General features: G+C 60.4%; 27 protein-coding genes and 1 tRNA gene. 12 read left to right on the forward strand and 16 right to left on the reverse strand.

Going from position 1 to position 26,498, the window contains the following annotated elements:
- Positions 1-16: 16 nt before the first annotated feature.
- The 4 genes from R1W01_RS06550 to R1W01_RS06565 form a co-directional block, all read right to left on the reverse strand.
- Positions 17-187, reverse strand: coding sequence for a hypothetical protein (locus tag R1W01_RS06550; RefSeq protein ID WP_243613531.1), 171 nt, complete (start codon positions 185-187; stop codon positions 17-19).
- 242 nt (positions 188-429) lie between these two features.
- Positions 430-1,032, reverse strand: a complete 603-nt coding sequence (msrQ, locus tag R1W01_RS06555; protein ID WP_297755155.1) for a protein-methionine-sulfoxide reductase heme-binding subunit MsrQ — start codon at positions 1,030-1,032, stop codon at positions 430-432.
- Positions 1,033-1,035: 3 nt separating this feature from the next.
- Complete coding sequence (gene msrP, locus R1W01_RS06560) at positions 1,036-1,938, reverse strand: protein-methionine-sulfoxide reductase catalytic subunit MsrP (RefSeq protein ID WP_243613533.1); 903 nt, start codon at positions 1,936-1,938, stop codon at positions 1,036-1,038.
- Between the two features lie 65 nt (positions 1,939-2,003).
- Entirely contained in the window at positions 2,004-3,503 is a 1,500-nt protein-coding gene (locus R1W01_RS06565; RefSeq protein WP_243613534.1) for an FMN-binding glutamate synthase family protein, read from the reverse strand.
- A 127-nt stretch (positions 3,504-3,630) separates the two neighbouring features.
- On the opposite strand from R1W01_RS06565, the gene R1W01_RS06570 reads away from it, so the two are divergent.
- Positions 3,631-4,074: a DUF302 domain-containing protein gene (locus R1W01_RS06570; protein WP_317275168.1), complete on the forward strand. Its 444-nt coding sequence runs from the start codon at positions 3,631-3,633 to the stop codon at positions 4,072-4,074.
- Between the two features lie 88 nt (positions 4,075-4,162).
- On the opposite strand, the gene R1W01_RS06575 is transcribed toward R1W01_RS06570, so the two are convergent.
- Positions 4,163-4,504: a hypothetical protein gene (locus tag R1W01_RS06575; RefSeq protein WP_297755146.1), complete on the reverse strand. Its 342-nt coding sequence runs from the start codon at positions 4,502-4,504 to the stop codon at positions 4,163-4,165.
- A 204-nt stretch (positions 4,505-4,708) separates the two neighbouring features.
- A complete protein-coding gene (clpB, locus tag R1W01_RS06580; protein WP_297755143.1) occupies positions 4,709-7,324 on the reverse strand; it encodes an ATP-dependent chaperone ClpB in 2,616 nt (871 codons plus the stop codon).
- Between the two features lie 168 nt (positions 7,325-7,492).
- Here clpB and R1W01_RS06585 point away from each other — a divergent pair, with 168 nt between their 5' ends.
- The 3 genes from R1W01_RS06585 to R1W01_RS06595 are packed head-to-tail and all read left to right on the forward strand — an operon-like array spanning position 7,493 to position 10,231.
- The gene (locus R1W01_RS06585) at positions 7,493-8,224 is read left to right on the forward strand and encodes a phosphatidylethanolamine N-methyltransferase family protein (RefSeq protein WP_243613538.1); all 732 of its coding nucleotides are present in this window, start codon (positions 7,493-7,495) and stop codon (positions 8,222-8,224) included.
- Positions 8,225-8,251: 27 nt separating this feature from the next.
- Complete coding sequence (pyrF, locus tag R1W01_RS06590) at positions 8,252-8,950, forward strand: orotidine-5'-phosphate decarboxylase (protein ID WP_297755141.1); 699 nt, start codon at positions 8,252-8,254, stop codon at positions 8,948-8,950.
- A gap of 27 nt (positions 8,951-8,977) precedes the next feature.
- Entirely contained in the window at positions 8,978-10,231 is a 1,254-nt protein-coding gene (locus R1W01_RS06595) for a DNA polymerase IV (protein ID WP_297755138.1), read from the forward strand.
- Positions 10,232-10,233: 2 nt separating this feature from the next.
- Here R1W01_RS06595 and R1W01_RS06600 read toward each other — a convergent pair whose 3' ends face one another.
- Positions 10,234-11,094 (reverse strand): N-formylglutamate amidohydrolase, encoded by an 861-nt coding sequence (locus R1W01_RS06600; RefSeq protein ID WP_297755135.1) that lies wholly within the window; start codon positions 11,092-11,094, stop codon positions 10,234-10,236.
- Positions 11,095-11,359: 265 nt separating this feature from the next.
- Here R1W01_RS06600 and R1W01_RS06605 point away from each other — a divergent pair.
- Positions 11,360-11,434 (forward strand) — tRNA-Val (locus tag R1W01_RS06605).
- 76 nt (positions 11,435-11,510) lie between these two features.
- Positions 11,511-11,636, forward strand: a complete 126-nt coding sequence (gene ykgO / locus R1W01_RS06610) for a type B 50S ribosomal protein L36 (RefSeq protein ID WP_012177066.1) — start codon at positions 11,511-11,513, stop codon at positions 11,634-11,636.
- Positions 11,637-11,886: 250 nt separating this feature from the next.
- Here ykgO and R1W01_RS06615 read toward each other — a convergent pair whose 3' ends face one another.
- From R1W01_RS06615 to R1W01_RS06650, 8 genes are all read right to left on the reverse strand, one after another.
- Positions 11,887-13,107, reverse strand: coding sequence for a phenylacetate--CoA ligase family protein (locus R1W01_RS06615; protein WP_297755112.1), 1,221 nt, complete (start codon positions 13,105-13,107; stop codon positions 11,887-11,889).
- Positions 13,108-13,278: 171 nt separating this feature from the next.
- The gene (locus R1W01_RS06620) at positions 13,279-14,097 is read right to left on the reverse strand and encodes an ABC transporter ATP-binding protein (protein ID WP_243613543.1); all 819 of its coding nucleotides are present in this window, start codon (positions 14,095-14,097) and stop codon (positions 13,279-13,281) included.
- A gap of 77 nt (positions 14,098-14,174) precedes the next feature.
- Positions 14,175-15,455 carry an ABC transporter substrate-binding protein gene (locus tag R1W01_RS06625; protein ID WP_297755108.1) on the reverse strand — a complete coding sequence of 427 codons (1,281 nt, stop codon included), beginning with the start codon at positions 15,453-15,455 and terminating at the stop codon, positions 14,175-14,177.
- A gap of 82 nt (positions 15,456-15,537) precedes the next feature.
- The gene (locus tag R1W01_RS06630; RefSeq protein ID WP_243613545.1) at positions 15,538-16,614 is read right to left on the reverse strand and encodes a branched-chain amino acid ABC transporter permease; all 1,077 of its coding nucleotides are present in this window, start codon (positions 16,612-16,614) and stop codon (positions 15,538-15,540) included.
- 6 nt (positions 16,615-16,620) lie between these two features.
- Positions 16,621-16,902: a hypothetical protein gene (locus tag R1W01_RS06635; RefSeq protein WP_243613546.1), complete on the reverse strand. Its 282-nt coding sequence runs from the start codon at positions 16,900-16,902 to the stop codon at positions 16,621-16,623.
- Positions 16,903-16,906: 4 nt separating this feature from the next.
- Positions 16,907-17,908 carry a branched-chain amino acid ABC transporter permease gene (locus tag R1W01_RS06640; RefSeq protein WP_411028149.1) on the reverse strand — a complete coding sequence of 334 codons (1,002 nt, stop codon included), beginning with the start codon at positions 17,906-17,908 and terminating at the stop codon, positions 16,907-16,909.
- A gap of 14 nt (positions 17,909-17,922) precedes the next feature.
- Positions 17,923-18,738 (reverse strand): ABC transporter ATP-binding protein, encoded by an 816-nt coding sequence (locus R1W01_RS06645; RefSeq protein ID WP_243613547.1) that lies wholly within the window; start codon positions 18,736-18,738, stop codon positions 17,923-17,925.
- Positions 18,735-20,705, reverse strand: coding sequence for an AMP-binding protein (locus R1W01_RS06650; RefSeq protein WP_297755101.1), 1,971 nt, complete (start codon positions 20,703-20,705; stop codon positions 18,735-18,737). The genes R1W01_RS06645 and R1W01_RS06650 overlap by 4 nt, the downstream gene beginning before the upstream one ends.
- Before the next feature lie 195 nt (positions 20,706-20,900).
- Between R1W01_RS06650 and R1W01_RS06655 the strand changes: the two genes are divergently transcribed.
- The 6 genes from R1W01_RS06655 to R1W01_RS06680 all read left to right on the forward strand — a co-directional run bounded on the left by R1W01_RS06655 (position 20,901) and on the right by R1W01_RS06680 (position 25,287).
- A complete protein-coding gene (locus R1W01_RS06655) occupies positions 20,901-22,808 on the forward strand; it encodes a PAS-domain containing protein (RefSeq protein WP_297755097.1) in 1,908 nt (635 codons plus the stop codon).
- 4 nt (positions 22,809-22,812) lie between these two features.
- A complete protein-coding gene (locus tag R1W01_RS06660; protein ID WP_243613550.1) occupies positions 22,813-23,517 on the forward strand; it encodes a response regulator transcription factor in 705 nt (234 codons plus the stop codon).
- A gap of 154 nt (positions 23,518-23,671) precedes the next feature.
- A complete protein-coding gene (locus tag R1W01_RS06665; protein ID WP_317275169.1) occupies positions 23,672-23,941 on the forward strand; it encodes a PepSY domain-containing protein in 270 nt (89 codons plus the stop codon).
- 8 nt (positions 23,942-23,949) lie between these two features.
- Positions 23,950-24,465 carry a cytochrome b/b6 domain-containing protein gene (locus R1W01_RS06670; RefSeq protein WP_297755091.1) on the forward strand — a complete coding sequence of 172 codons (516 nt, stop codon included), beginning with the start codon at positions 23,950-23,952 and terminating at the stop codon, positions 24,463-24,465.
- A gap of 12 nt (positions 24,466-24,477) precedes the next feature.
- Positions 24,478-24,996 (forward strand): helix-turn-helix transcriptional regulator, encoded by a 519-nt coding sequence (locus R1W01_RS06675; protein ID WP_297755088.1) that lies wholly within the window; start codon positions 24,478-24,480, stop codon positions 24,994-24,996.
- A 42-nt stretch (positions 24,997-25,038) separates the two neighbouring features.
- Complete coding sequence (locus R1W01_RS06680) at positions 25,039-25,287, forward strand: WGR domain-containing protein (protein ID WP_243613554.1); 249 nt, start codon at positions 25,039-25,041, stop codon at positions 25,285-25,287.
- On the opposite strand, the gene R1W01_RS06685 is transcribed toward R1W01_RS06680, so the two are convergent.
- The gene (locus R1W01_RS06685) at positions 25,284-26,483 is read right to left on the reverse strand and encodes a hydantoinase/carbamoylase family amidase (RefSeq protein ID WP_243613555.1); all 1,200 of its coding nucleotides are present in this window, start codon (positions 26,481-26,483) and stop codon (positions 25,284-25,286) included. The two genes, R1W01_RS06680 and R1W01_RS06685, sit on opposite strands and share 4 nt — an antisense overlap.
- Positions 26,484-26,498 lie beyond the last annotated feature (15 nt).

Raw genomic sequence — 26,498 nt, forward strand, 5'->3', positions numbered from 1 at the left:
CCGAAACTCCCGAACCTCAGTCCGTCGCCCCGTCTGGCGTCCCGTTGTGCGCCTCAGCGCCGCCGGTGAGGGGGTATTTACGGATAACACCAAACACCCGCAACCCCTTTTTCGCAATTTCGTCATCTTTTTTTGAATTTTCTGATTTTTCCCATGTTTTGAGGGGGTTGCACGCAATGCGTTTCAAAACAGGTCGCCATCACGCAAGAATGTTACCGCCCATCATGGGCCAGAAATGCTGCAGGTGCAGTTATCCACAGGGTTGCTCGGGAATGAGCGCCTCAGACGCCCGAGTCAGACCGAGAATCCGCCGGAATCGCGTGTCGGTATCACGTCGGTATTGCGTCTGTATCGCGTTGGTGGCGGATTCGGGGCGACAGATCGGGGCGACTCGGGTGGGCGCCCCGATCAAGGGCCCCACGGACCGAGTCAGGCAGCGCGAATGCGCCGGCGTCGGGGAATACGGCGCAGCGACAGAAGAAGAAGCACCGCGCCGAGATAGAGGAGCGGCTCGATCTGAAAGCCCTTCACCAGCATCACGTAATGCACCGCCCCTAGGATCGCGACGAGGTAGGTCAGTTTGTGCAGCGTGATCCACTTTCGCCCCAACCGCCGGACGGATGTGTTGTTTGACGTGATTGCAAGCGGCACCATGAGGAGGAACCCGGCCATGCCAATGGTGATATAGGGACGCTTCACGATGTCGGCCCAGACCTGCGAGGCGATCTGCACATCGAGGACGAACCACACGAGCAGATGCAGCGCGATATAGAAGAAGGTCAGCAGACCGAGCGCGCGGCGGAACTTCAGGAGGTTCAAACCGACGAAACGGCGTAGCGGCGTCACCAGCAGCGTCACCAACAGGAGCTGAAGCCCGGCTTTACCGATTGCGTGCTCCAGCGCCTTGACCGGATCAACGCCAAGCGCCCCGGTCATCCCCTGATAGAGAAGCCAGACCGGATAAAGCACACCGAGTATATAGAGAGGCCATGTCGGCACGCGCCTCAGCCAGAGATTCAGGTGGTCAATCATGGCTCAGAAGTTCTTGGTCAGGTCCATGCCACTATAGAGAGATGCGACCTCTTTCTCGTAGCCATTGAACATGAGGGTCGGTTTGCGCTTGGCAAAGAAGCCGCCGCCGATGGGCCGTTCCGTTGCCTGCGACCAACGCGGGTGATCCACCTCCGGGTTCACATTACTATAGAAGCCATACTCGGCGGCGTTCGCCTTGTTCCAGCTTGTCGGCGGTTCGCTATCCGTCAGGGTGATACGCACAATCGACTTGATCGACTTGAAACCATATTTCCACGGCACCACGAGACGGATCGGCGCGCCATTCTGGTTCGGGATCGGTTTGCCATAGATACCCGTCGCCATGAGGGTCAACGGGTGCATTGCCTCATCAAGGCGCAATCCCTCGACATAAGGCCATTCAAGAACCGGGAAGCGTTGGCCCGGCATTTCCTCGGGGCGCACGAGGGTTTCAAAGGCTACATACTTTGCCCCCTCTTTGACCCCGGCCATATCGAGAAGATCGGCAAGCTCGAACCCGTTCCACGGCACGACCATCGACCACGCCTCGACACAGCGGAAGCGGTAGATGCGTTCCTCGATCGTCATCTTCGCGAGAATGTCACCCAAGGCATACGAACCGGGCCGCTCCACCATGCCGTCGATCTCAATGCTCCACGGCTCTGTGGTCAGGCGGTCGGCATATTTGAGCGGGTCGCCCTTGCCGGTGCCGAACTCATAGAAGTTGTTGTAGCTCGTAATTGCTTTTTCGTCCGACGGCTCGAGCGTTTCGGCGCGCGCAGCTGGGGCGGCCAGACCGGCAAGCCCGACACCGGCCAGCCCGGCGATGATTTGGCGTCGATTCATGAAGAGCGACTCGGGCGTCACATCCTCTTGGGTCAGGTCGGGGGTCCAGCGTTTGGCCATGGTCTATCCTCTTTGGTTTCTAGAAGAAGTATCGCCCCTGCCCGCCAAAGCCAAAGCACAGGTTCTCACGTTGGCGGGAGGGAATTGTAACTTGGATAGATCTTGTTCATCGGCACGGACCGACCATTCGGCTGCACGAGGCGCACGTGGCGGCGGCGCATCTGGCGCGGTTCGGATACGCCAACGGAATGAGCGATGGTCTCCACTTCCTTGATGACCGCCTTGGCATAGCGCGCGACCCGCTTGTATTTACGTTCGACCACGAGCCCCTTTTGCAGACGTTCGTCATGCGTGGTGATCCCCGTCGGGCAGGTGTTCTTGTTGCACTTGAGCGCCTGGATACAGCCGAGAGAAAACATGAAACCACGCGCCGAGGTCACGAAATCCGCCCCCGCCGCGATGGCCCATGCCACATCGCCGGGATTAACCAGCTTGCCCGAGGCGATGACGCGGATGCGGTCATGCAGGTGGAATTCATCGCGCAGATCGACGATCAGCGGCAGCGCCTCTCGCACGGGCATCCCCACCAGATCAATCAGCGGCATGGGCGCAGCGCCGGTGCCGCCTTCGCCGCCATCAATGGTAATAAAGTCCGGCGCCATATCCGAGCCACGCCGGTCAATCGTCTCGAACAATCCACGCATGGCGTCTTCGGAACCCGCGACCGTCTTGATGCCGACCGGCTTGCCTGTGACCTCGCGAATATGGGCGATCATGTCGAGCAGGTGATCGAAGGTGTCGATCTCCTTGTGGCGGTTTGGCGAGATACCGTCCTGTCCAACGCGCAGGCCGCGGATCTCGGCGATCTCTTCGGTCACCTTGGCGCCAGGCAGGATACCGCCCTTGCCGGGCTTGGCCCCTTGCGCGAGCTTGATCTCGAACATGCGGATTTGCGGATGGGCCGCGACGGCGCGCAGCTTCTCATCCGAAAGGCCGCCGTGTTCATCGCGCACGCCGAATTTCGCGGTGCCGATTTGAAACACGAGGTCACAGCCCGCAGCGAGGTGAAACGGTGACACCCCACCCTCGCCCGTATTGAGCCAGACGCCCGCCTCTTTCGCGCCTTGGGCCAGCGCCTCGACAGCGGGGCGCGAGATCGCCCCATAAGACATGCCGGAGATATTGAAGAAGGACGGCGCGAGGAAAGGCGCGCGCGCGGTCGGCCCGATCAAAAGCGGTTCGGTCGAAGCGAATTGATCGTCGAGCGGCGGAAAGGGGTCGTTGACGAAGATCGTCGTACCCACGACGCTCAGGTTGCGGGTCGAGCCAAAAGCCACGGTATTGCCCTTGCCCTCGCCCGCCCGCGTGACCCAGTCGCGCTGTGCCCGGTTGAAGGGGAGTTCCTCACGGTCCATGGCAAAGAAGTACTGACGGAAGAATTCCCCGAGCGTCGAGAACCAATGTCGGAAGCGCCCGATGAGCGGGTAGTTGCGGCGGATCGCGTCGCCTTTCTGGACCCGGTCGATGATGAAGAGCGCCAGCGCCACCATCAGCAGCAGCCCAACCAGACCCACAAAAATCAGACCGAGAAACTCGACGATATGAAAGGCGCCGCCGACAGACATATTCAAAACTCCTGATGTTTTGTTTGATCCGCAGCCCTGTCCCATGTATCAAGGGCGCAAACCTGTATGTGTTAAGAGTGCGGTGTCTATTGGCGCGCCGCAAGGGAAAGTATTTCGGGAGGACCACATGAAGACATTTTTCCTGGCCATCGCGCTGGCCATTGGCGCGACGCTTGCTACGGCGGAGGAGACCGCGGTGACCTATACGGTCGACCAAGACTATGACGACGTCATCTTCGGCCTTGAAAGCGCGATCACCGATGAGGGGCTTCTGATCGACGCCGTGAACCATGTCGGCGCGATGCTCGAACGGACTAAGGAGGATGTCGGGGGAACACAGACCGTGTTCCTCAAGGCAGAGGTCTTTAGCTTCTGCTCGGCCACGCTCTCGCGGAAAGTCATGGAAGCGGACCCGATGAACCTCCAGTTCTGCCCCTATGGCATCTTCGTCATGCAGACCCCGGAAAACCCCGAGCAAACCACCATCGGCTACCGCATCATGCCGGAAGGGCCGATGAAAGAGGTCGAGGCTCTGCTTGAAAAGATCGTGCAGGGCGCGATTGAGATGTGAGGCGGGGGAGTAGGCCCGTTAGAAAGCGCCGTTGGTCGGAGACGATCAGCGGCGTTTTTTTGGTTTGGTTTCCGGAGCGTCTCAGAGTCTACCAGTTTCCGTTCTCTTTCGGCAGTTCCCAGACTTGGACCAGTTCCACTTCCTGTTCGTGAAGCGAAAACGAATACTCTCCGCCATCCAGCAGTTTACACTCTCCCGCACAGATCTCGACTTTCTGATCTCCAAATTGATAGGCGATCGCGCCTCTAAGAACGAAGCAGCGACATGGAGCCATAGAACCGAACGGGCCTGAGCCGTTCATCCAATCGACATCACCTGAAGACAGCACCCTGTACGAAACTCGAAACGTATCGGGGGGAAACAGCTTGCGAATTTTCTCCAGATCGAGAGGAGTTTCGCCTCCCAGTTTCGATGTGCTTCCTTTCTTCATGAGTATTCAATCCACAGCCGCTCGATGATCTCCCTAGCCAGCGCCAACTTCGCGGCCTCGAACCCATCCTAGCATATGCGTAATCCTTTACTTCCAAAACCACCAAGAAAAGCACCTAGGAATTCAGCCACCCCCCAAACAAAAACACCCCCGCAGGACCCTGCGGGGGTGTTTTGAGGTCAGCACAAAGCCGTCCCCTTTCCTTTAATGCACCACGGCGTCATCCGGCTTGGGCCGGTTGCTCGCGCCGATGCGGTCGCCGATGATGAGGCCGTCGGCGCCGACGCTGACGGGGACGGTGTCGCCGTCGAGGATCTCGCCGCCGAGGAGCATTTCGGCCAGCGGGTTCTGCAAGGCGCTTTGGATCACGCGCTTGAGCGGGCGGGCACCGAAGACCGGGTCATAGCCCTCATCGGCAAGCCATTTGCGCGCGTCCGCGTCGAGGGAGATCTCGATCTTGCGCGATGCGAGACGCTTCTTGAGGCGGGCAAGCTGAATATCCACGATCCCGTCCATATCCCCACGGCCAAGACGGTCGAAGATGATCGTCTCGTCGAGGCGGTTGAGGAATTCCGGGCGGAAATGGGCGCGCACGGCGTCCATCACATCGCGCTTGGCCTCGCTCGCATCGGCCCCATCCGGCAGCCGCGACAGCGCCTGTGCCCCGAGGTTCGAGGTCAGGATGATGAGCGTCTGCTTGAAATCGACCGTGCGGCCCTGACCATCGGTCAGCACACCATCGTCCAGGACCTGCAACAGCACGTTGAACACGTCCGGATGCGCTTTCTCGACCTCATCAAAAAGGACGACCTGATAGGGACGACGGCGCACCGCTTCGGTGAGCACCCCACCCTCGTCATAGCCGACATAGCCCGGCGGCGCGCCGATCAGGCGGGCAACCGAATGTTTCTCCATGAACTCGGACATGTCGATACGCACCATCGCGTTGTCGTCGTCAAAGAGGAACTCGGCCACGGCTTTGGTCAGCTCGGTCTTGCCAACACCCGTCGGCCCGAGGAACAGGAAGCTCCCAAGCGGGCGGTTCTCGTCGTTAAGCCCGGCCCGTGCGCGGCGCACGGCATTGGCGACGGCGGTCACGGCGGCATTTTGGCCGATCACGCGGGCATGCAGGTCGTCTTCCATGCGCAGGAGTTTCTCGCGCTCACCTTCGAGCATCTTGGAGGTCGGGATACCCGTCCAACGCTCGACCACGGCAGCGATCTGCTCGGGGCGCACGGCCTCTTCGACCGTGACGCCATCTTCCTGCGCCTCGGCCTCGGAAAGCTGTTTCTCAAGCTCGGGGATCACGCCATAGGACAGCTCCCCCGCCTTGCCGAGATTGCCTTCGCGCTTGGCGATGTCGAGTTCGGCGCGCGCCTGGTCGAGTTTTTCCTTGAGATCACGCGCGGAGGCGAGCTTATCGCGCCCGGCCTGCCATTGTGCCGTCATCTCGGCGGATTTGTCCTGAAGATCGGCGAGGTCTTTCTCGAGCTTTTCGAGACGGTCTTTCGACGCGGTGTCGTCCTCGACCCGAAGCGCCTCAGCCTCGATCTGCTTTTGCAGGATTTCGCGGTCCAGCGCGTCGAGTTCTTCCGGCTTGGAATCCACCTCCATGCGCAGGCGCGACGAGGCCTCGTCCACGAGGTCGATCGCCTTATCCGGCAGGAAACGGTCGGTGATATAGCGGTGCGAGAGCGTCGCCGCCGACACAAGCGCCGAGTCGGAGATGCGCACACCGTGGTGAAGCTCGTACTTCTCTTTGATGCCGCGCAGGATCGAGATCGTGTCCTCGACCGTCGGCTCGGCGATCATCACCGGTTGGAAGCGGCGGGCAAGGGCGGCGTCTTTCTCGACATATTTGCGATACTCGTCGAGCGTCGTCGCACCGATACAATGCAATTCCCCCCGCGCAAGCGCCGGTTTGATGAGGTTGGCCGCATCCATCGCACCATCGGATTTGCCTGCGCCCACAAGCGTGTGCATCTCGTCGATGAAGAGGATGATCTGGCCCGCGGCCTCGGTCACTTCGGTGAGGACGGCCTTGAGGCGTTCCTCGAATTCACCGCGGTATTTCGCACCAGCGATGAGCGCGCCCATATCAAGCGCGAGGAGTTTCTTGTTGCGCAGGGATTCGGGCACGTCGCCATTGATGATCCGAAGCGCCATACCTTCGGCAATCGCGGTCTTACCGACGCCCGGTTCACCAATGAGGACTGGGTTGTTCTTGGTCCGGCGCGACAGAACCTGCATGGCGCGGCGAATCTCGTCGTCGCGGCCGATGATCGGGTCGATCTTGCCCTGTTCGGCAGCCTCGGTCAGGTCACGCGCGTATTTCTTGAGCGCATCATAGCCCTCTTCGGCGCTGGCCGAGTCGGCGGTGCGGCCCTTGCGAATATCGTTGATCGCAGAGTTGAGCGCCTGTGCGTTCACCGCGCCCGTCTCAAGCGCGTCCTTGGCCTTGGATTTGACCATGACGAGCGCCATGAGGATACGCTCCACCGGCACGAAACTGTCGCCCGCTTTCTTGGCGAGGGTCTCGGCCTCGGCAAGCACCTTGGCGGTTGTGTTGTCGAGATAGGTTTGCCCGGCATCGCCGCTCACCTGCGGGATCTTCCCAATGGCAAGGTCAACCGCTTCGCGAACCCTCTCGGGCGCACCGCCAGCGCGTTTGATAAGGTTGGCCGCGAGCCCCTGCTCGTCGTCCATCAGTGCTTTTAGAATATGCTCGGGTGCAAGCCGCTGATGGCTTTCCCGCATTGCAATGGTCTGCGCTGCCTGAATAAACCCGCGCGACCGTTCCGTGAACTTGCTCAAGTCCATGGTCTCTCTCCTTTTTACAAGCGCCCGCGTCCTGAAGCGCCCGCTTTGCGGCACGCCCCTGTTTGGGCCTCGTATCTCATTTGGGCAATGCGTCACGTGGGTTCAAGGCCTATGCGACAAAACCGTCCCACTAGACAAGCGCCGGGGCGTGGACGCAGACTAATCCTTATGTCCCGTCTAGCTGATATCCGAGCCAAGAGCCGTCTTCGTGACATCCTCGAGGGCCAGCCGCAGCATATCGGCATGGCGGTCTTCATGGCCTGTGGCGCGGTGTTTCTTCTGCGCGAAGGGTTTGGCCCGGATCAATACACCCCGCTCGGCCTCGATGCGGCGCGATGGGCGATGATCGGCATTGCCTTCGCGATCCTGCATCAGGTGATCGTGGCGATTGGCTTTCGTCTTCAACTACATTGCAACCTGCTGTCGCGGCTTTTCGGGCGCTGGGACATGGCGATCTGGGCGGCCCTGTTCATGCCGCTTCTTGTGGCGCGACCGGTCTTTGTCAGTCTGGTCGGATGGACCGATTCCGTCCCGATCACCGAGTCGCGTGGCGTCGAGATCGCGCTTGGCCTCGCGCTCCTTGCCCCGGCGATCTGGGGGATGCATTCGGTTCTGGTGCATTTCACCATCCCTCGCGCCTTTGGCGGGGATCACTTTCGTGACGAGATCGCCGCCCTACCGCTCGTGAGCAAGGGCGTGTTCCGCTACGTGGACAATGCAATGTACGGGGTCGTCTTCCTTGGGCTATGGGGAATCGCGCTTCTCTTCGGGTCTTGGAACGCCCTCATCCTCGCCGCGTTTCAACACGCTTATATCTGGGTGCATATGTATACGGTCGAAGGCCCCGACATGGCGTGGATCTATGGAGACAGGGTTGAAGCGGAATCGGAACAGGGCTAAGCAACGGCGAGCCACAGGAGCCTTCCCATGACCGCAGATGACCGCCTGATTGTCGCCCTCGACGTGCCCAACGCGCTTGAGGGCTTGAAGCTTGCCGAGACGATCGGCGATGCCGTGTCCTTCTACAAGATCGGCCTTGGCATGCTGACCGGCGGGGGCCTCGCGCTCGCCAACGAACTCAAGCAGGATCATGGCAAGCGCATCTTCCTCGACATGAAGCTCTTCGATATCGGCGCGACGGTGGAAAACGCGGTGCGCGGACTGGCGCAGTTTGATCTCGATTTCCTGACCGTGCATGGCGACCCTTATGTCGTGAAGGCCGCCAAGGAAGGCGCGGCGGGCAAGGATTTGAAAATCCTTGGCGTGACCATCCTGACCTCGCTTGACCGGATTGACCTTGATGGCGCGCTTATCAAGGATGGCGATATCCGCGACCTCGTGCAGGAACGCGCGGGAAAGGCATTCGAAGCCGGGGCCGATGGTGTCATCGCCTCGCCGCAAGAAGCCGCACTCATCCGTGCCCTGCCCGAAGCAGAAGGCCGCCTCATCGTGACCCCCGGCGTGCGCCCGACCGGCGCGGCGCTTGGCGATCAGAAACGCGTCGCCACCCCGGCAAGCGCGATTTCGGATGGCGCGGACCATATCGTCGTGGGCCGCCCGGTCTGGCAAGCCCCGAGCCCGCGCGACGCCGCCCGCGCGATTGTCGATGAGTTGGCTGCTCTCTAAGGCGCTGCCCTGTGCTAGGCTGTGTTCATGCAAGCACTTTGCCGCGATTGCCTGACCTCGTTTGACACGGAGGGGCGCTGCCCCTCCTGCGGTAGCCTGCGCGTCGTGCGTCACCCAGAACTATTCGACCTCTCCATCGCGCATATGGATTGCGATGCGTTCTATGCGAGCGTCGAGAAACGCGACAATCCCGACCTCCGCGACAAACCCGTCATCATCGGCGGCGGGCGGCGCGGCGTCGTCTCAACCGCCTGCTATGTGGCGCGTATCCGAGGCGTGCGCTCGGCCATGCCGATGTTTCAGGCGCTCAAGCTCTGCCCTGATGCCGTGGTGATCCGTCCGCGCATGGAAGTCTATGCCGATATCTCGCGCAAGATCCGCGCGATGATGGACGAGATGACCCCGATCATAGAGCCTCTCTCGCTCGATGAAGCATTCATGGACCTCTCTGGCACGGCGAAACTCCACGGTGCGCCACCGGCGGTCATGCTTGCGCGACTGACCAAGCGCATGAAGGACGAGCTCGGCCTCACCGGCTCGATCGGTCTCAGCCACAACAAGTTCCTCGCCAAAGTGGCCTCGGACCTCGAAAAGCCACGCGGGTTCTCTGTTATTGGCAAGACGGAAACCGCGGATTTCCTACATGACAAACCGGTGCGCATGATCTGGGGCGTGGGGGCCGCAACGCAGGCCTCTCTTGACCGCGCAGGCATCCATACCTTTGCTGATCTCCTGCGCTGGGACGAACGCGACCTGACGGCGCGGTTCGGCTCGATGGGAACCCGGCTCTGGCATTTGGCGCGGGGCGAGGACCGGCGCCGCGTCTCGGCCAACGCACCGATGAAATCTATCTCCAACGAGACCACCTTTTTCGAGGATACCGGCAACCTCGATATCCTCGACGGGCATCTCTGGCGGATGGCGGAAAAAGTCTCGGACCGGGCCAAGGCCAAAGGCAAGGCCGGCCGGGTTGTCACGCTCAAACTCAAGCGCGCCGATCATAGCCTGATCTCGCGCCGCATTGCCCTCAGGGACGCGACGCAAATGGCCGACACCGTGTATCACGAGGCACGTGCGCTCTTTGACCATGTGGGCGATCAAGGGCCCTATCGCCTTCTCGGTGTTGGCCTCTCCGATCTTGTGTCGGCGGAGGCGGCAGACCTCTATGGCGACCTTCTCGACCCGAAGGCCGCACAACGGCGCAAGGCCGAACGCGCCACGGACGAGATTCGCAAAAGGTTTGGAAGCGACGCAATCCTCAAGGGGCGCTCCATGCGCTAACGCTACTCCGCCGCGAGACTTTGGCGCGGAAGGCCGAGTCCCACAAGCTCGGACACCACCGTGTCGATGAGAGCCTTGAAGCTGTCGAAGTTGCCATTGGGGAGAATCTCTTTCTCATCGAGATACAGCGCGCGGTCGATCTCGATCTGGATCGCGTGCTGCTTGCGGGCGGGACGCCCATAATGGCGCGTCACATAGGCCCCGGCAAAAGGTGCATTGCGCGCGACCCGCAGGCCCGCCCCGGCAAAGATCGCCTCGATCTGGTCCACGATCTCCGACTCGGCAGACGCGCCAAAGCGATCCCCAAGGACGATCTCCGGGCGCGACAGGCCCGAGCGCGCGACACTGTTCACCGCCTCGTGCGGCATGGAATGACAATCAATGAGAATCGCCCGCCCGAACGTTTCGCGCGATTCATCGAGAAGCGCCTGAAGCTGCGTGTGGTAGGGGCGCCAGTATTTCTCGATTCGCGCCTCGGCCTCGGAGAGGGGCATCTTGCCCTCGTAGATCGGCCGCCCGTTCGAGACCACGCGGGGAATCACGCCGAGCCCGGAGGCGACGCGCGGATTGTGTGGTGCCTTGGAAACCCCCCGGATCAGGGCCGGGTCGAGTTCGTTGGAATCGCGGTTGAGATCAAGGAAGGCCCGCGGCGCCCCGGCAACAAGAAAGGGCGCACCGTATTGCGGTGCACTCTCGAAGAGCTTGTCGACAAAGGCATCTTCAGAGCTTCGGATCGTATGAGCATCAAGAAGCGAGCGGCGCACGAACCATTCCGGATAGTCACAAGCACTATGAGGCGACGCAAAAACCACCGCAGAAGTCCTCTCGGACGGGCGCAGAAGTGTAAACGGGCGCTTCGGCATCGGTTCTCCTGATGCGACCGGCGCTTGCCCAGTGATAGCGGGCTCATGGCGGGGCGCATGCAACGCTCTTCAGTGTCTCCGCATCCCGCCAGACGCCATGTCTCAGGCTTTGGGTGGGACGCTTTGTTAAAAAAATATATAGCCTGAAAAAGAAAGGAACCAAAAGCCCTTGAACCCTGCCGCGATTCCTTTTAAAGACCCCGCTACCGGCGCGGAATTCCGCGCCCCTGTTTGTTCGGGGGCAAGTTTTTCAGTTGGTTAGAGTGGGCGATTAGCTCAGCGGTAGAGCACTTCGTTGACATCGAAGGGGTCACAAGTTCGATCCTTGTATCGCCCACCATTCTTATTCACCGCTCCCATGTTTGGGGGTGCCCGTTCAACCCGGCGCATGTCGCGCCCAATTGAGGAGAAAGGCCATGAAGGTCAAGAACTCGCTCCGCTCGCTCAAGCAGCGTCACCGCGACTGCCGTGTTGTGCGCCGCAAGGGCCGCGTTTATGTCATCAACAAGACGCAGCGCCGCTTCAAGGCACGTCAGGGCTAAGCCCAGACGCCTTAGCGACCCGATCAAAGCCGCCCCTCGAGGCGGCTTTTTTCTTGTCTGCTGCCGATCACCGGCCATGAAAAAACCCGCCGCGCCGGGAGGTCAGCGGGCGGGTTTTCTCATTGGAGGAGAGGTGGTTAAAGCGTTTCGAGAAAAACCTGAGGCACAGCTTTTCGCGAAACGCGTGCAACATATGAAGGTCGCGCGCGTTTCACCTTATCTTCGTGCCTCAAGTATAATGTGAAACGCTTTAGTCGTATTTTCGTTGATCTTCGATGACGATGCCATCCTTGGGAAGACTATCTGGCGCGACGATCTCGATCTTGCCCTTGAGCTTGAGCGTGTCCGCCACAGAGGCGCCATAGGCGGTGGCGTCGTCCGCCGTTGTCTCGATCTGGACGGTCATCACATCCATCTCGCCGTCGCGGGTGGCAATCACACGCGCTTTCGAGACTTCGTCATGCTTGGCCACGAATTGCGCGACCTGCTCGGGGCGCACGAACATGCCCTTAATCTTGGCGGTCTGGTCCGCGCGGCCCATCCAGCCCTTGATACGCATGTTGGTCCGGCCACAGGGGCTTTCGCCTTCCATCACCGCCGAAAGATCGCCCGTCGCGAAACGGATCAGCGGGTAATCGGGGTTGAATGTCGTGACCAGAACCTCGCCAACTTCGCCCGGTGCGACCGGGGTGCCGGTGCCGGGGGTGACGATCTCGATCAGCACACCCTCGTCGACGATCATGCCTTCCATGGCTTCAGATTCGTAGGCAACCGACCCGAGATCGGCCGTACCATAGCCCTGAAGACACTGAATGCCGCGATCGGCGTATTCCTGACGCAGAGAGGGAAAGAGCGCCCCGCCGCCGACGATGGCCTTGGTGATCTTGAGCGTCTCGCCCATCTCGTCGGCCTTATCGAGGATGATCTTGAGGTAGTCGGGCGTCCCGGCGTAGGCGGTCGTACCGATATCGGCGGCGGCGCGCACCTGAAGCTCGGTCTGGCCAATGCCCGCGGGAAGCACCTTGGCGCCGACAGCGCGTGCACCGCTTTCAAACATGATCCCCGCCGGGGTCAGGTGATAGGCGAAGCAGTTGTGCACAATATCGTCTTTGCCGATCCCCGCAGCATGAAGTGCACGGCCAAAGCGGAACCAATCGCCGCCGTTGCTGCCGGGTTCGTAGATCGGACCGGGGGATTGGAAGACGTGGGAAATGCTCTCGCGAGTCATGTCGGCATATCCCCCGAGCGGAGGATGCGCCTTCTGCGCCGCGCCGATTTCGGACTTGCGCAGAACCGGAAGCGCGACAAGATCTTCCACGCTCGTGATCTTGGCGGGATCCACGTCGGCGAAGGCTTCGGCATAGCCCGGAAGCGCCTTGGCGCGGGCGATCTGCTCGGGAAGCTTCTTGGCGATATCCGCCGCGCGGTCTTGCGCGGAGCGCGTTTCCAGGGTGTCGAAATACTGGCTCATCAGGCCGTCCTCTTCATCTGCGCGGACCCAATCACGCGGGTCGCTCTATGCCCTTTGGGCGTAGCTGTCTCGGGAACAGGGCGGGATCGCCCTGCTCGGTGATATCTTTGGTCGTGTCAGACCTTGGGCCGGATATGTCAGGCGGTCATCCGGCAACCCGCGGTCCCGTGCTTAGCTCAGCCAACGCTTGCGGCGACGATAGGAACGCACATCGCGGAACGACTTGCGGCCCTCGTCGGACATGCCGAGGTAGAATTCTTTCACGTCCGGGTTCTCGCGCAGTTCGGCAGCGGGGCCGTCCATCACGATACGACCACTTTCAAGAATGTAGCCATAATGCGCATAGCGCAGCGCGACGTTGGTGTTCTGCTCGGCGAGAAGGAAGGTCACGCCCTCGTTCTCGTTGAGGCTTTTGACGATACCAAAGATCTCTTCCACGAGCTGCGGCGCGAGACCCATCGACGGTTCGTCAAGAAGGATCGTCTCGGGGCGGGACATGAGCGCGCGGCCAATGGCAACCATCTGCTGCTCACCGCCCGAGGTATAGCCAGCCTGCGATTTGCGGCGTTCGCGCAGGCGGGGGAAATAGTCATAAACCATCTCAAGATCGCGGGCGACCTCGGCGCCGGAGCGGGTATAGGCCCCGGTCAGCAGGTTTTCTTCAACGGTCAGGTGTTCGAAGCAATGGCGCCCTTCCATGACCTGGATCACGCCTTTCTTCACAAGCCCAGCCGGGTCAAAACCCTCGAGCTTTTCACCTCGATATTGGATCGAGCCCTTCGTCACCTCACCACGCTCCGATTGAAGCAGGCTGGAGATGGCTTTGAGCGTCGTGGTCTTGCCGGCGCCGTTGCCGCCGAGAAGCGCGGTGATGCCGCCCTTGGGGACCGAAAGGCTGACACCTTTCAGCACGAGGATCACGTGGTTGTAGATCACCTCGATGTTGTTGACCTCGAGAAGGGTCTCTTCAGTGTGACCAGCGTCGAGCATGTGCCTTGTCTTTCCTGTCGCGTTTGGGATCCCCCGGCCGGATCAGGCCCGGCCGGGGAAAAGTCACTACCGTGTGCTTACTTGCACTGCGGCTCGATGTTGTTCTCGGAGGCATACGAGGCCGAGTCGGCTTCGATCAGGCCACCGATGACTTCGGTGTCGGTCGGTTTGAAGTCAGAGATCAGCGACCAGGTCTTGGTGTCCGCGTCCCACTGGGTCACACCAACGAGGCCGGGGCCACCGTGGTTTTCGCAGGAAACGTTGAACGCCGGACCAAAGTTCGGCATGCCGAGGGCCGCCATTTTCTCTTCGGTGATCTCGAGGGCTTCCATACCGTCGCGCATCATCGCCGGGGTGATGTCCTTGGTGCCGTGGATGTCCATCGCAGTTTTCGCGGCTTCTGCTGCGAGCATCGCGGCATAGAGACCACGGTTGTAGAGGACGTTACCGATCTGATCGCCAGCACCGGCTGCTTTACCCGTATCGACAACATGCTTCTGGATGTCGTCGAAGACCGGGAAGTCGCGGCCAACGTTGTGGAAGGTCAGAGCCTTGTAGCCATCCGACGCAGCGCCCGAGGGCAGCACGTCATGCTCGGCACCGGACCACCAGATACCGATGAAGTTTTCCATCGGGAAACGGATGTTCGCGGCTTCCTGAATGGCAACCTGGTTCATCACGCCCCAGCCCCACATCACGACATAGTCGGGACGCTCGCGGCGGATCTGAAGCCACTGCGACTTCTGTTCCTGACCGGGGTGGTCGACCGGCAGAAGGCTCAGCTCGAAGCCGTGCTTCTTCTGGAGCTCTTCGAGGGTACGGATCGGTTCCTTACCATAGGCCGAGTTGTGATAGACCAGCGCGATGCGCTTGCCTTCGATGTTGCCATCGTTGGTTTCGAGCAGGTAGTTGATCGCGCCCGAAGCACCGTTCCAGTAGTTCGCCGGATAGTTGAAGGTGTGGCTGAACACGTCGCCGTTTGCCGCCGAGGTCCGACCATAGCCCATGGTGTGCATCGGGATGTCGTCTGCGGTGGTTTTCGGGATCAGCTGATAGGTGATGCCGGTCGAAAGCGGCTGATACACCAGAGCGCCTTCGCCCTTGGTCGATTCGTAGCACTCAACGCCTTTTTCGGTGTTGTAGCCGGTTTCACACTCGACCATGCGGGTCGGCACACCGTTGATGCCGCCATCACGCTCGTTGAGCAGGGTGAAATAGTCGGCATACCCGTCTGCAAACGGGATACCACCCGCGGCGTAGGGGCCGGTGCGGTAGCTAAGCGACGTGAACGTCAGGTCAGCCAGCGCAGGGGCTGCGGCCATAACGGCGGCAACTGCAGTGATAATTGTCTTTTTCATCGGGTTAATCCTCCCTTTGGTTTGTCCGATGTTGTGGTCCGGGGCCTCCTCCTGCCCCGAATGGTATGGTCGCGGCCCCGCCTTAGTGCGGGAAGGGCCACAGCCGAAGTTTCTCCTTAGCCACGCGCCAGAGCTGGGCGAGACCATGGGGTTCCGCGATCAGGAAGACGATAATAAGCGCCCCCACGATCAGGAATTCGAAATGCGCCGCCGTATCCGTCGGCCAGCCGAGGCTCCCGACGAGCACGTTCTTCAGGAACACCGGCAGCAGGACGAGGAACGCCGCACCGGCAAAGCTCCCGAAGATCGATCCAAGGCCGCCGATGATGATCATAAACAGCACGAGGAACGATTTGTTGATGCCAAAGGCTTCGCCAACTTCCACGGCCCCAAGATAGACCGAGAAGAACAGCGCACCGGAAATCCCGATAAAGAAACCGGAGACGGCAAAGGCGCTTAGCTTGGCGGTCAGCGGGTTCACCCCGATGATCTCGGCGGCGATGTCCATGTCGCGAATGGCCATCCATTTCCGGCCCGTCATGCCACGCGTCAGGTTACGGGCAATGATGGCGCTCCCGACCAGGAAGACAAGGCAGAACAGGTAAACCGCCCAAGCTTCGGTGTTGGGACCGGTGACCTCGATGCCGAACACCGTGCGTTCCGGCGCGTTGATCTGACCCGAGGCAGAGTAGTTGTAGAACCACGGCACCCGGTTGAAGAGCCAGACGAGGAAGAACTGCGCCGCGAGCGTCGCCACCGCGAGGTAGAACCCCTTGATGCGCAGCGACGGCAGACCGAACAGAACACAGACAATCGCCGTGATCCCCCCCGAAAAGATGACGTGGAAGAAGATATTGATCTCGGGGAAGCCGGTCATGAACTTGTAGCAGGCATAGGCCCCCACAGCCATGAACCCCCCGGTCCCGAGAGACACCTGCCCGCAGTAGCCCACGAGGATGTTCAGACCAATCGCCGCAATGGCGTAGATCAGGAACGGCAGGAAGATCGCGCTGGCCCAGTAATCATTGATGATGAACGGGATGACCAGGAACGAGACCAGCAGCACGAAGTAATAGCGATACCGGTCGAAACGGATCGGGAATGTCTGGTTGTCAGCAGCATAGGACGTTTTGAAATCGCCCGCTTCACGATAGAACATTGTTTCTTATCTCCCCTCGACCTCGGCAACCGCTTCGGCGTTTATTTCGTGTGCGCGGTTGCGTTCTTCCGCGCTGAGTTGGTTGGTGCGGCGGGCATAGCCGGTGGCTTCTGCCGCGCGCACAAGACGGAAATAGGCAAGCATCCCAACGATCAGGCCGACAAAGGCCAGGATTGCAGCGGTGGTCATCTGGGCGGAGCCAAGATCACCCGATGTGAGGGCGATGTATCCGAAGGCCCAAAACCCAGACCACGCGACCACGTTGAGAACGGCAATCAGCTTGCTCATGATGCTACACCCTCTCGATGATCTTCTCGCCGAACAGACCTTGCGGACGGAAGACGAGGAAGAGGAGCGCGAGCACGTAGGCGAACCAGTTTTCGGTTGCACCGCCGAGCATCGGGCCGAATTGATATTCGAAGAGCTTTTCGCCCACCCCGATGATAAGCCCGCCGACAATCGCGCCGGGGATCGAGGTAAAGCCGCCAAGCATCAGCACCGGAAGCGCCTTGAGAGCGATCAGGGAGAGCGAGAACTGCACCCCGGACTTGGCACCCCACATGACGCCGGCGACGATGGCAACGAAGCCTGCGAGCGACCACACCAGAACCCAGATGAAGTTCAGCGAGATGCCGACCGACAGCGCGGCCTGGTGATCGTCAGCCACGGCGCGCATGGCGCGGCCCTGCTTGGTATATTGCGCGAAAAGGACGAGCGCGATCACGAGGATGGCCGCAACAACGGTCGCCACCATATCGAGGTTATCGATATACATCCCATAGTAGCGCGCACCTTCGGCAGCCCAACCCGCCGTCAGGTCTTCGATGGCAAAGGAGCCACCCTGCGGCAGACCAACATCGAGCGTCTTGATGTCCGAGCCCCACATCAGGTCACCAAGACCTTCCATGAAATAGGCCAGACCGATGGTCGCCATGAAAAGGATGATTGGCTCCTGCCCGACGAGATGCCGGAACACGAAGCGCTGCACACAATAGGCCAGCGCCACCATCACCACCATGGTGAATAGGATGCCGAAGAAGGCATTGATATGCCACCCAAAGTGGTGAATCTCAGTGCCCAGAACAGCGTTGATGAGGTGACTGAAAGGGACTTGCCCTTCCATGATCCCCACAAGCGTCAGAGCCGAGAAGAGCGCCATGACGCCCTGTGCGTAGTTGAAGATTCCCGACGCCTTGTAGATGAGCACGAAGCCCAGAGCGACGAGTGCATAGAGGACGCCAGCCATGAGGCCGTTCATCGTCACTTCCATGAAGTTTAGAAATGCTACGGGCATATTGCCTGTCCTCCTTAGTCGTGCGCCACGCCGAGATAGGCGTCGATTACTTCCTGATTGTTGCGCACCTCGTCGGGGGTGCCGTCACCGATCTTCTTGCCGTAGTCCATGACCACGACACGGTCGGAAAGGTCCATCACCACGCCCATATCGTGTTCGATAAGCGCGATCGTGGTTCCGAATTCGTCGTTCATGTCGAGAATGAAGCGCGACATGTCTTCCTTTTCCTCGACGTTCATGCCGGCCATCGGCTCATCGAGAAGCAGAATCGAAGGCTCCGCTGCAAGCGCACGCGCAAGTTCCACACGCTTCTTGAGACCATAGGGCAGACGGCCCACAGGGGTTTTCCGGATGGCCTGGATTTCGAGGAAGTCGATGATCTTCTCGACGAACTCGCGGTTCTCGACCTCTTCCTTCTCGGCCTTACCCTTCCAGAGCGCCTGAGACAGAAGCCCGGCGTTCATCTGGCGCAAACGCCCTGTCATCACGTTATCGAGCACGGACATGCCTTCGAAAAGCGCGATGTTCTGGAAGGTCCGGGCGATGCCCTGCTGCGCGACCTGATAGGGTTTCATCGGCGGGCGCTTCTTGCCCTTGTACCAAACCTCGCCTTCCTGCGGGACATAGAACCCCGAGATCACGTTGAGCATCGACGATTTCCCGGCACCGTTCGGGCCGATGATCGCACGAATTTCGCCTTCGCGAATATCAAAGGAGATGTCTGTGATTGCCTTCACACCGCCAAAACGCAGCGTGATGTTCTTCATTTCCATCACGGTCGGGCCGATGGTGCGGCCGTCCTCGGTGACGTAGCTTTCCTGCGTACTCATTCTGCGGCTACCTTGCTGGCGGTGGGGAAGACCTTGGCGTCGCGCAGCTCGAGCGTGGCGCTGATGCTGCCCTTGCGGCCATCCTCATAGGTGACTTCGGTTTTGGTCGAGACGGTCGTGGACCCGTCATAGAGCCCTTCCACGAGGTCTTTGAACTTCTCCGCCACGATGACACGGCGCACCTTGCGGGTCCGGGTCATCTCGCCGTCATCGGCATCGAGTTCCTTGTGCAGAACGAGGAAGCGATGGATCTGGCAGCCCGAAAGCATCGGGTCTTGCGCGACCGATTCATTCACGGCTTCCACGTGCTGCTGAATCGACTCGAGCACACGCGGGTGACCGGCAAGCTCTTGATACGATGCATAGGCGACGTTGTTGCGCTCGGCCCAGTTGCCGACCGCCGTCAGGTCGATGTTGATGAAGGCAACGCATTTGTCCTTACCATTGCCGAACAGCACCGCCTCGAGAATGTCGGGATAGAACTTGAGTTTGTTCTCGACATATTTCGGAGCGAACATAGACCCATCGGCCATTTTGCCCACATCTTTCGCGCGGTCGATGATGCGCAGGTGGCCTGTCTCTTCCTCGAAGAAACCGGCATCGCCTGTCGCGACCCAACCCTCTGCATCCTTGGTCGATGCCGTGGATTCGGGGTTGTTGTAATATTCGACAAAAACGCCCGGCGAGCGGTAGTAGATCTCGCCGTTGTCCTCGATACGGATTTCCACGTCCGGCGCAGGCACACCGACAGTATCGGCGCGCACTTCGCCATCGGGCTGCACCGTGATGAACACGGTCGCCTCAGTCTGGCCGTAGAGCTGTTTGAGGTTGATGCCGAGCGAGCGGTAGAACTCAAAGATTTCCGGCCCGATCGCCTCACCAGCAGTATAGCCGACACGCACACGGCCAAAGCCGAGCGTGTCCTTGAGCGGCCCATAGACGAGCGCATTGCCCAGTGCGTATTTCAGGCGATCCATCGCGCCGACGGGTTTGCCGTCGAGGATCTTGCCACCAACCTTCTTGGCGTGGGCCATGAAGTAATGGAACATCTTGCGCTTGAAGTTGCCTGCATCTTCCATGCGGATCATGACGTTGGTCAGCTGCGTCTCGAAAATCCGCGGCGGCGCGAAGTAATAGGTCGGCCCGATCTCGCGCAGGTCGGTCATCATCGTGTCCGCGCTTTCGGGACAGTTGACGCAGAACCCGCACCAATAGGCCTGACCGAGCGAGAAGATGAAGTCCCCGACCCATGCCATTGGCAGGTACGAAAGGATTTCTTCGCCCGCGCCAAGATTGTCGAACTCGGCCGAGTTCTTGGCGCTTTCGATCACGTTGCGGTTCGACAGAACCACACCCTTCGGCTTGCCCGTGGTGCCCGAGGTGTAGAGCATCACACAGGTGTCGTCATAGGTCAGCTTTTCACGGCGTGCCTTGAGATCGGTGATGAACTCGTCATAGGCGGCACGGCCCTGGTTCTGAATATGGCTATATTCATGGAGCGCATGGTGATCGTATTTCCGCATGCCGCGCGGATCGATATAGATCATGTGCTCGAACTGGTGCAGGTGCTCCTGGATCTCGATGATCTTGTCGACCTGCTCTTGGTCCTCGACGATCGCGAAGCGCGCGCCGCAATGACCAAGGATATATTCCATCTCTTCCGCCGCGCTGTCGTTGTAGACAGGAACCGGAACCGCGCCCACGGATTGGGCCGCGGTCATTGCGAAATAGAAATGCGGGCGGTTGCGCCCGATGATGGCGATGAAATCGCCTTCGTTTACCCCAAGGTTGATGAGACCGAGGGCCAGAGCTTCGACCTCTTTCTCGGTTTCCGCCCAGGTCCAGGTCTGCCAGATCCCGAACTCCTTCTCCCGATATGCGGACTTCTCCGCATAGAGGGTGGCGTTCCGCTGCAAAAGCGCCGGAATGGACGCAAGTCCCCCGGTCGCCTGTGACGACTGTGCCAAATTATATTCCTCCCTTAAGCCCGCCTCCACGGGCCAAATCGCCGAAGCGATTCCTATGACCAATAAGGTGCGGGAATCACACTGGTCGTCAACTTTTTCCTGAACATTTCCCAAATCTTACGAATTGTAACAGGATCGATTTGAGACTTTCCGCCCCCCGCGCCGGGTGCTAGCGAATAAGAGGGAGGACGTTCCATGGAGGCCAGCTCCGCAAGCCGACAGACGATGATCAACGCGGGTCTGAACCTGATCCAGCAAGCGTTGACCATCTATGACAGCGATCTAAAGCTCGTGGTTGCGAACCGCCGCTTCCGCGACATGTTTCGCCTGCCCGACCCGTTCAATACGCCGGGTGCCGATTTCGGCGCCACGATCCGTTATCTCGCGGAACAAGGCGAATATGGCGATATCTCTGATATCGATGCCTTTGTGCAGTCCCGCGTTGATCAGGCGATGGCCTTTGAGCCGCACTACCTTGAGCGTCGGATGAAGAACGGCCGCTGGATCAGTGTCGAAGGCTCGCCCTTGCCCGAAGGCGGCTGGGTCGCGGTCTATACCGACATCACCCGCACCAAGCGACAAGAACAACTCCTGCGCTCGCGCTCTGAGGAGTTGTCGGATCAGCTTTTGCTTTACGCAGAAGAGCTCTCAGCTACCAACCGCCAGCTCGAATCAACAGTGACGGCGCTCGAAGAAGCAAAGCGGCAGATTTCCGAATCAGAGGCCCGCACCCGGCTCACGGCGGAAATGATGCCCGCCCATATCGCTCATGTCGGGCCAGACCGGCACTATACCTACTCGAACCGCCGCCTCTCTGCTGTGATGCCGGGGCGCGGGTCCGATATCATCGGTCGCCCGATCCGTGAGGTGCTCGGCGAGATCACCTACCGCGCCATTCGCCCCCACCTCGACGAAGCATTCAGCGGGCGGCAATCGGTGTTCGAGTTTACCGATCACGAATCGACCCGCCGAATCCGCGGGGCCTTTACCCCCGATGGCAACACCGGACAGGACCGCGGCGTCTATATCCTGTCGATGGATGTGACCGAGGAAACTCAGGCCCGCGTCGCCCTGCAACAGACCCGCCGTCGCGAGATTGCGGCGCAAATGACAAGCGGCCTCGCGCATGATTTCTCAAATCTGCTGACCGTGATCCTCGGTCTTCAAAGCAAATTGCAGCGCCTCAACCGCAACAAAGAAGCAGGCGAGTTGATCGAGGCGACGCTTGCCGCGGCGCGACGCGGCGGAACGCTCCTCGATCAGATCGCCGACATGACCGGCCATCGCGCGCCAGAGGTGCAACCAACAGACATCACGCAATTCCTCACCGACTTGCACACGCTCGCCCATTCGACCCTGCCACCGGGCATTTCACTCGAGATAGACAACACGATCGCCTCCACGCCGATCCTCGTCGATCCCGGTATGTTGCAGGATTCGCTCGTCAACCTGATCCTCAACGCCCGCGATGCCTGTGACGGTGAGGGCGAAATTCGCATCTCGGCCTGCACCGTGCAGGATACATGGGTCCAGTTTCAGATTTTCGATACCGGCACCGGCTTTGGCGAAGAAGCGTTGAAACATGCGCTCGACCCCTTCTTTACCACCAAGGGCGCCGAAGGCTCCGGACTTGGCCTCGCCATGGTCTATGACATGACCAAGCTTGCAGGCGGCGAGGTCCGTATCGGCAATACCGAGACCGGGGGCTGCGTGACGCTGCGCCTGCCGCTCCGGCGTGGCAAGACCGATAGCACCCCCGGCCTCGTCCTCCTTGTCGAAGACAATGCCGACCTGCGCGGGTTGATCCGCGAAATGCTGACCGGGATGGGTCATTCCGTGATCGAGGCCACATCGGTGGACGAGGCCCAAACGCTTATCGCCGACCTGCCCGATATCTCTCTTGTGCTGTCGGATATCTCTCTCGAAGGCGCCGCTACGGGCGTCGATCTCATCCGAGCCTTGCCCGCCGACGGCGTTCCGGCATTCCTGATGACGTCCTTGCCGAAGACGCACCCGCTCTATATCGAGGGCGCGGCCCGGGCTCCGGTGCTATCCAAACCCTTCGATTCCGGCCGCTTGGCCGCTTTCCTGCATCCGAGGTAACGCGATGACCGCCCCGCTTGTGACCATTCTGGACGATGAACCGGAAATCCGCTCGATGCTCGCCGATGCGCTTGAGGATGCGGGCTTTCGCACCATGGGCTTTGGCCGCGCCACAGAGTTCGAAGCCATGCTCAAGACCACGGTGCCGGATGTCTGCCTCGTCGATCTCGGCCTGCCGGATAAGGACGGTCTCACCCTTGTGCATCGCCTCGCCCTCGAACAGGGCGCTGCCGTCATCATCATATCTGGCCGCGCCCATGTGAAGGATCGCGTAACGGGGCTCGAACTTGGGGCCGATGACTATATCATCAAGCCCTTCGATCCCGCCGAGGTCGTTGCCCGCGTCCGCGCCCGCCTGCGCAAGGGAGCCACGACAACGCCTGCGACGGGCATGGTCGCGCGGTTCAATGGTTGGACGGCCTATTTCGATCGCTATGTGCTCGAGGATGAAACCGGCACGGAAACCCCGTTCAGCCATGCCGAAGGCGAAGTCCTGCGCCTTTTCCTCGAAAGCCCCAAGCGCCTTATCAGCCGGTCCCAGATGCAGGAAATCCTCGGTGGCGCGGCGGGCGAGAGTTTTGACCGGGCCATGGACGTGCGTATCTCTCGCCTGCGCACGAAGCTGCGCGAAGATCCGAAGAACCCCCGCCTTATCAAAACGATCTACGGCGCCGGATATATCTTTCTCGGGGATGTGAACTGGGCCTGAAACGGTCCCAACCACGGTTTAGCCCCCCAAACTCGGGTTCAGAGGCCCCGCCCCAAACCTTGGTCCAATAGCGCGACCCGTCCTTCCGCCGCATGTTCGCTTGAGCAACGACACACCTGTCGCCTGCCGCAACATGACAACGAAAGGACACCTCATGCTCAAACCGCTCACGCTCGCCGCCTGCATGGCACTCGCCGCACCGATCAGCGTTCAGGCCTCGTCGGACGACAGCTATGACTATGCCCGCCTGACGCCCGAAACCAAGGCCCAGATCCGCGCCCAGCTTACCGAAAAGGGCTATGAGGTGCGCAAGATCAAGATGGATGACGGCTACTACGAAGCCTACGCCCTGAAGGACGGCGCACGCCTGGAGATCTACCTCGACAAGGATCTGAAGATCGTCAAAACTAAGTCCGACGACTGAGGCACATCATGGCACGTATCAAGGTCTGGGATCCGTTTATCCGCCTGTTTCACTGGTCGCTTGTGATCCTCTTTGCGGCGAATTCCCTTTTCGTCGATGACGACAGCACGCTGCACATCTGGGTCGGCTACGCGATACTCGCCCTTGTCGGCCTGCGGATCGTCTGGGGGTTTGTCGGCACGCCCCATGCCCGCTTTGCCGATTTTCCCCCGTCCCTCACGGGCGGTATGGCGCAACTTTCAGAGATGGCCACGCGGCGCAAACATGCCCATGCCGGGCATAGCCCGCTCGGCGCTCTCATGATCTATAACCTGATCCTGACGCTTCTTGTTATTTCGCTCTCTGGCTACCTGATGACCACCAATATGTTCTGGGGAACGGAATGGCCCGAAGAACTGCACGAGGTTGCCGTGGCCTGGGCCCAGATTTCCGTGGTCGCCCATATCGCCGCGGTCTTCTTCGAAACCCGGCGGCTCGGCGTGAACCTCGCGCGCGCGATGGTCACTGGCTATAAAAACATGTGACGGACCCACACCATGCGCCTGACCCCCAAATCGAAAACTCCGAAAGGCGTGCTGCTCCTGATCGCGGCACAGATCATCTGCGCCGTGTTCTTCCTCAGCGACGTGATCGACGATTTCCGCGGCTATGGCGTGACGGCCCTGTACGACACGCATATCCTGATCGAGAGCGCCTCGGCGGTTTTGCTCTGGATGGCGATCCTGTTCGAAATCCGCCTGTTCTTCGGCCTGCTGCGCCGCACGGCGCATCTTGAATCGAGCCTCTCCATCGCACAGGCCGCCATGCATGACGTGATCGAGGCGCATTTCGAAAGCTGGGGTCTGACACCTTCGGAGCAGGATGTCGCGACCTTCATGGTCAAGGGAATGAGCATCTCCGAAATCGCCGCCCTACGCGGCAGCGCCGAAGGCACGATCAAAGCACATATGCACGCGATCTATCGCAAGTCGGGCACCCACAATCGCGGCGAGGTTCTAAGCCTTCTGATCGACAGCCTGATGGAGGACTCACCCCCCACCAACGAGACCGCCTAAGAGCCTATTGCGGCGCGAATCGTGGTGGATTAGTCTCTGTTTATGGCTGTCTGCATCCTCTATCGAAAGACCGGCGAACGCCGCCCGCGATACTACCGCGTTGAGATCGCCATGAACCTTTTCGAAGAGATTTCCGTGTTGCGCGAATGGGGTGTGAGCGGCGGCAAGGGCCGCACGCGGATCGACCTTTTCGGCAACCTGCGCGAGGCCTCGAGCGCCGCCGACCGCTATCGTTCACGCGCGCAGCGGCGCGGCTATTCCCGCACCGACCGCGCGCTTGTCCCTGTCTAGTTCGTCAGCCGCGCCACTGCCCCGGCCAAGACCTCAAGCCCGGTGACGAGATCCGCTTCGTCCGTGTCTTCCTCAAACGCATGGCTGATTCCGTTGATCGAGGGCACGAAAAGCATCGCAACCGGCAGATGCACCGCCACGTTCGTCGCGTCATGAAGCGCGCCCGAGGGCATCTCGCGCCAACGTTCTCCGGCAACCGATCCGGCGCTTTCGGCCAGCGCACCACGCAGGCGGGGATCCATCGCCACAGGTTCAAGCCCGAGCATCGGACCATAAGAAAGCGCAAGACCGCGCGCCTCGGCCACCTCTGCGATGGTGCTGCGGATGATCTCTTCCATCTTGCCAAGCCGCTCTGAACTCCCATCGCGCCACTGCATAGAGAACACCGCCTCGCCCGGCACGATCGAGCTCGCATTGGGCCGCAACGCCACGTGCCCGATGGTCCAGACGGTCTCGGGCGTCACCACCTCGGCCAGCGCCTCATTGAGCCGCGTCGCGATCTCGGCCAGCCCTTGGAACGCATCCTTGCGCAAGTGCATCGGCGTCGTCCCGGCATGGTTCTGTTCGCCCGTGAGCGTGACGCGCATGTCGCGGATACCGACGATATCCGTCACCACGCCAACCGCCTCGCCCGCCTTGTCGAGCCAGGGGCCTTGTTCGATATGCATCTCGATGAATCCGGTGAACCGGTTTGGGTCGACAAAATCGCCCGCCATATCGGCCATCTTCGCGCGGGCATCGGCAAAACTGATCCCGGCGTGGTCGATAAAGCCATCCGCCTCGGCAAGCGGCACCTTCCCGGACCAAACCGTGCTTCCCGTGGTGACGCCGAACCGGCCTTCTTCGTCTTGAAACGATACAACAGACACCGCAGGTCCGCCCGCCTCCTGTGCCGCGCGGGCGACCTCAAGCGCAGCCATCACACCCAGCGCCCCGTCGAGCCAACCGCCCTCGGGCTGGCTATCAGAATGCGACCCGAGAAGAAGCGACGGCCCCTCGGCCAGCCCCCAGACAGAGCCGACAGGATCGACATGTACCGAAAGCCCCGCAGCCTCCATCCTCTCCATGAGCCATTTGCGCGCGGCGATGTCCGCGTCGGAATAGGCCGGGCGCACGACCCCTTTGCCAACGCCCGCCGCACCAAAGCTCCGCAATTCGTGCAACTCTGCGAGAAACCGCTCTGCGTTGATCTTCATAGCACCCCTGCCTTC

Source organism: Shimia sp. FJ5 (genome assembly GCF_032918335.1).
GTDB classification, from domain to species: Bacteria; Pseudomonadota; Alphaproteobacteria; order Rhodobacterales; family Rhodobacteraceae; genus Shimia; species Shimia aestuarii_A.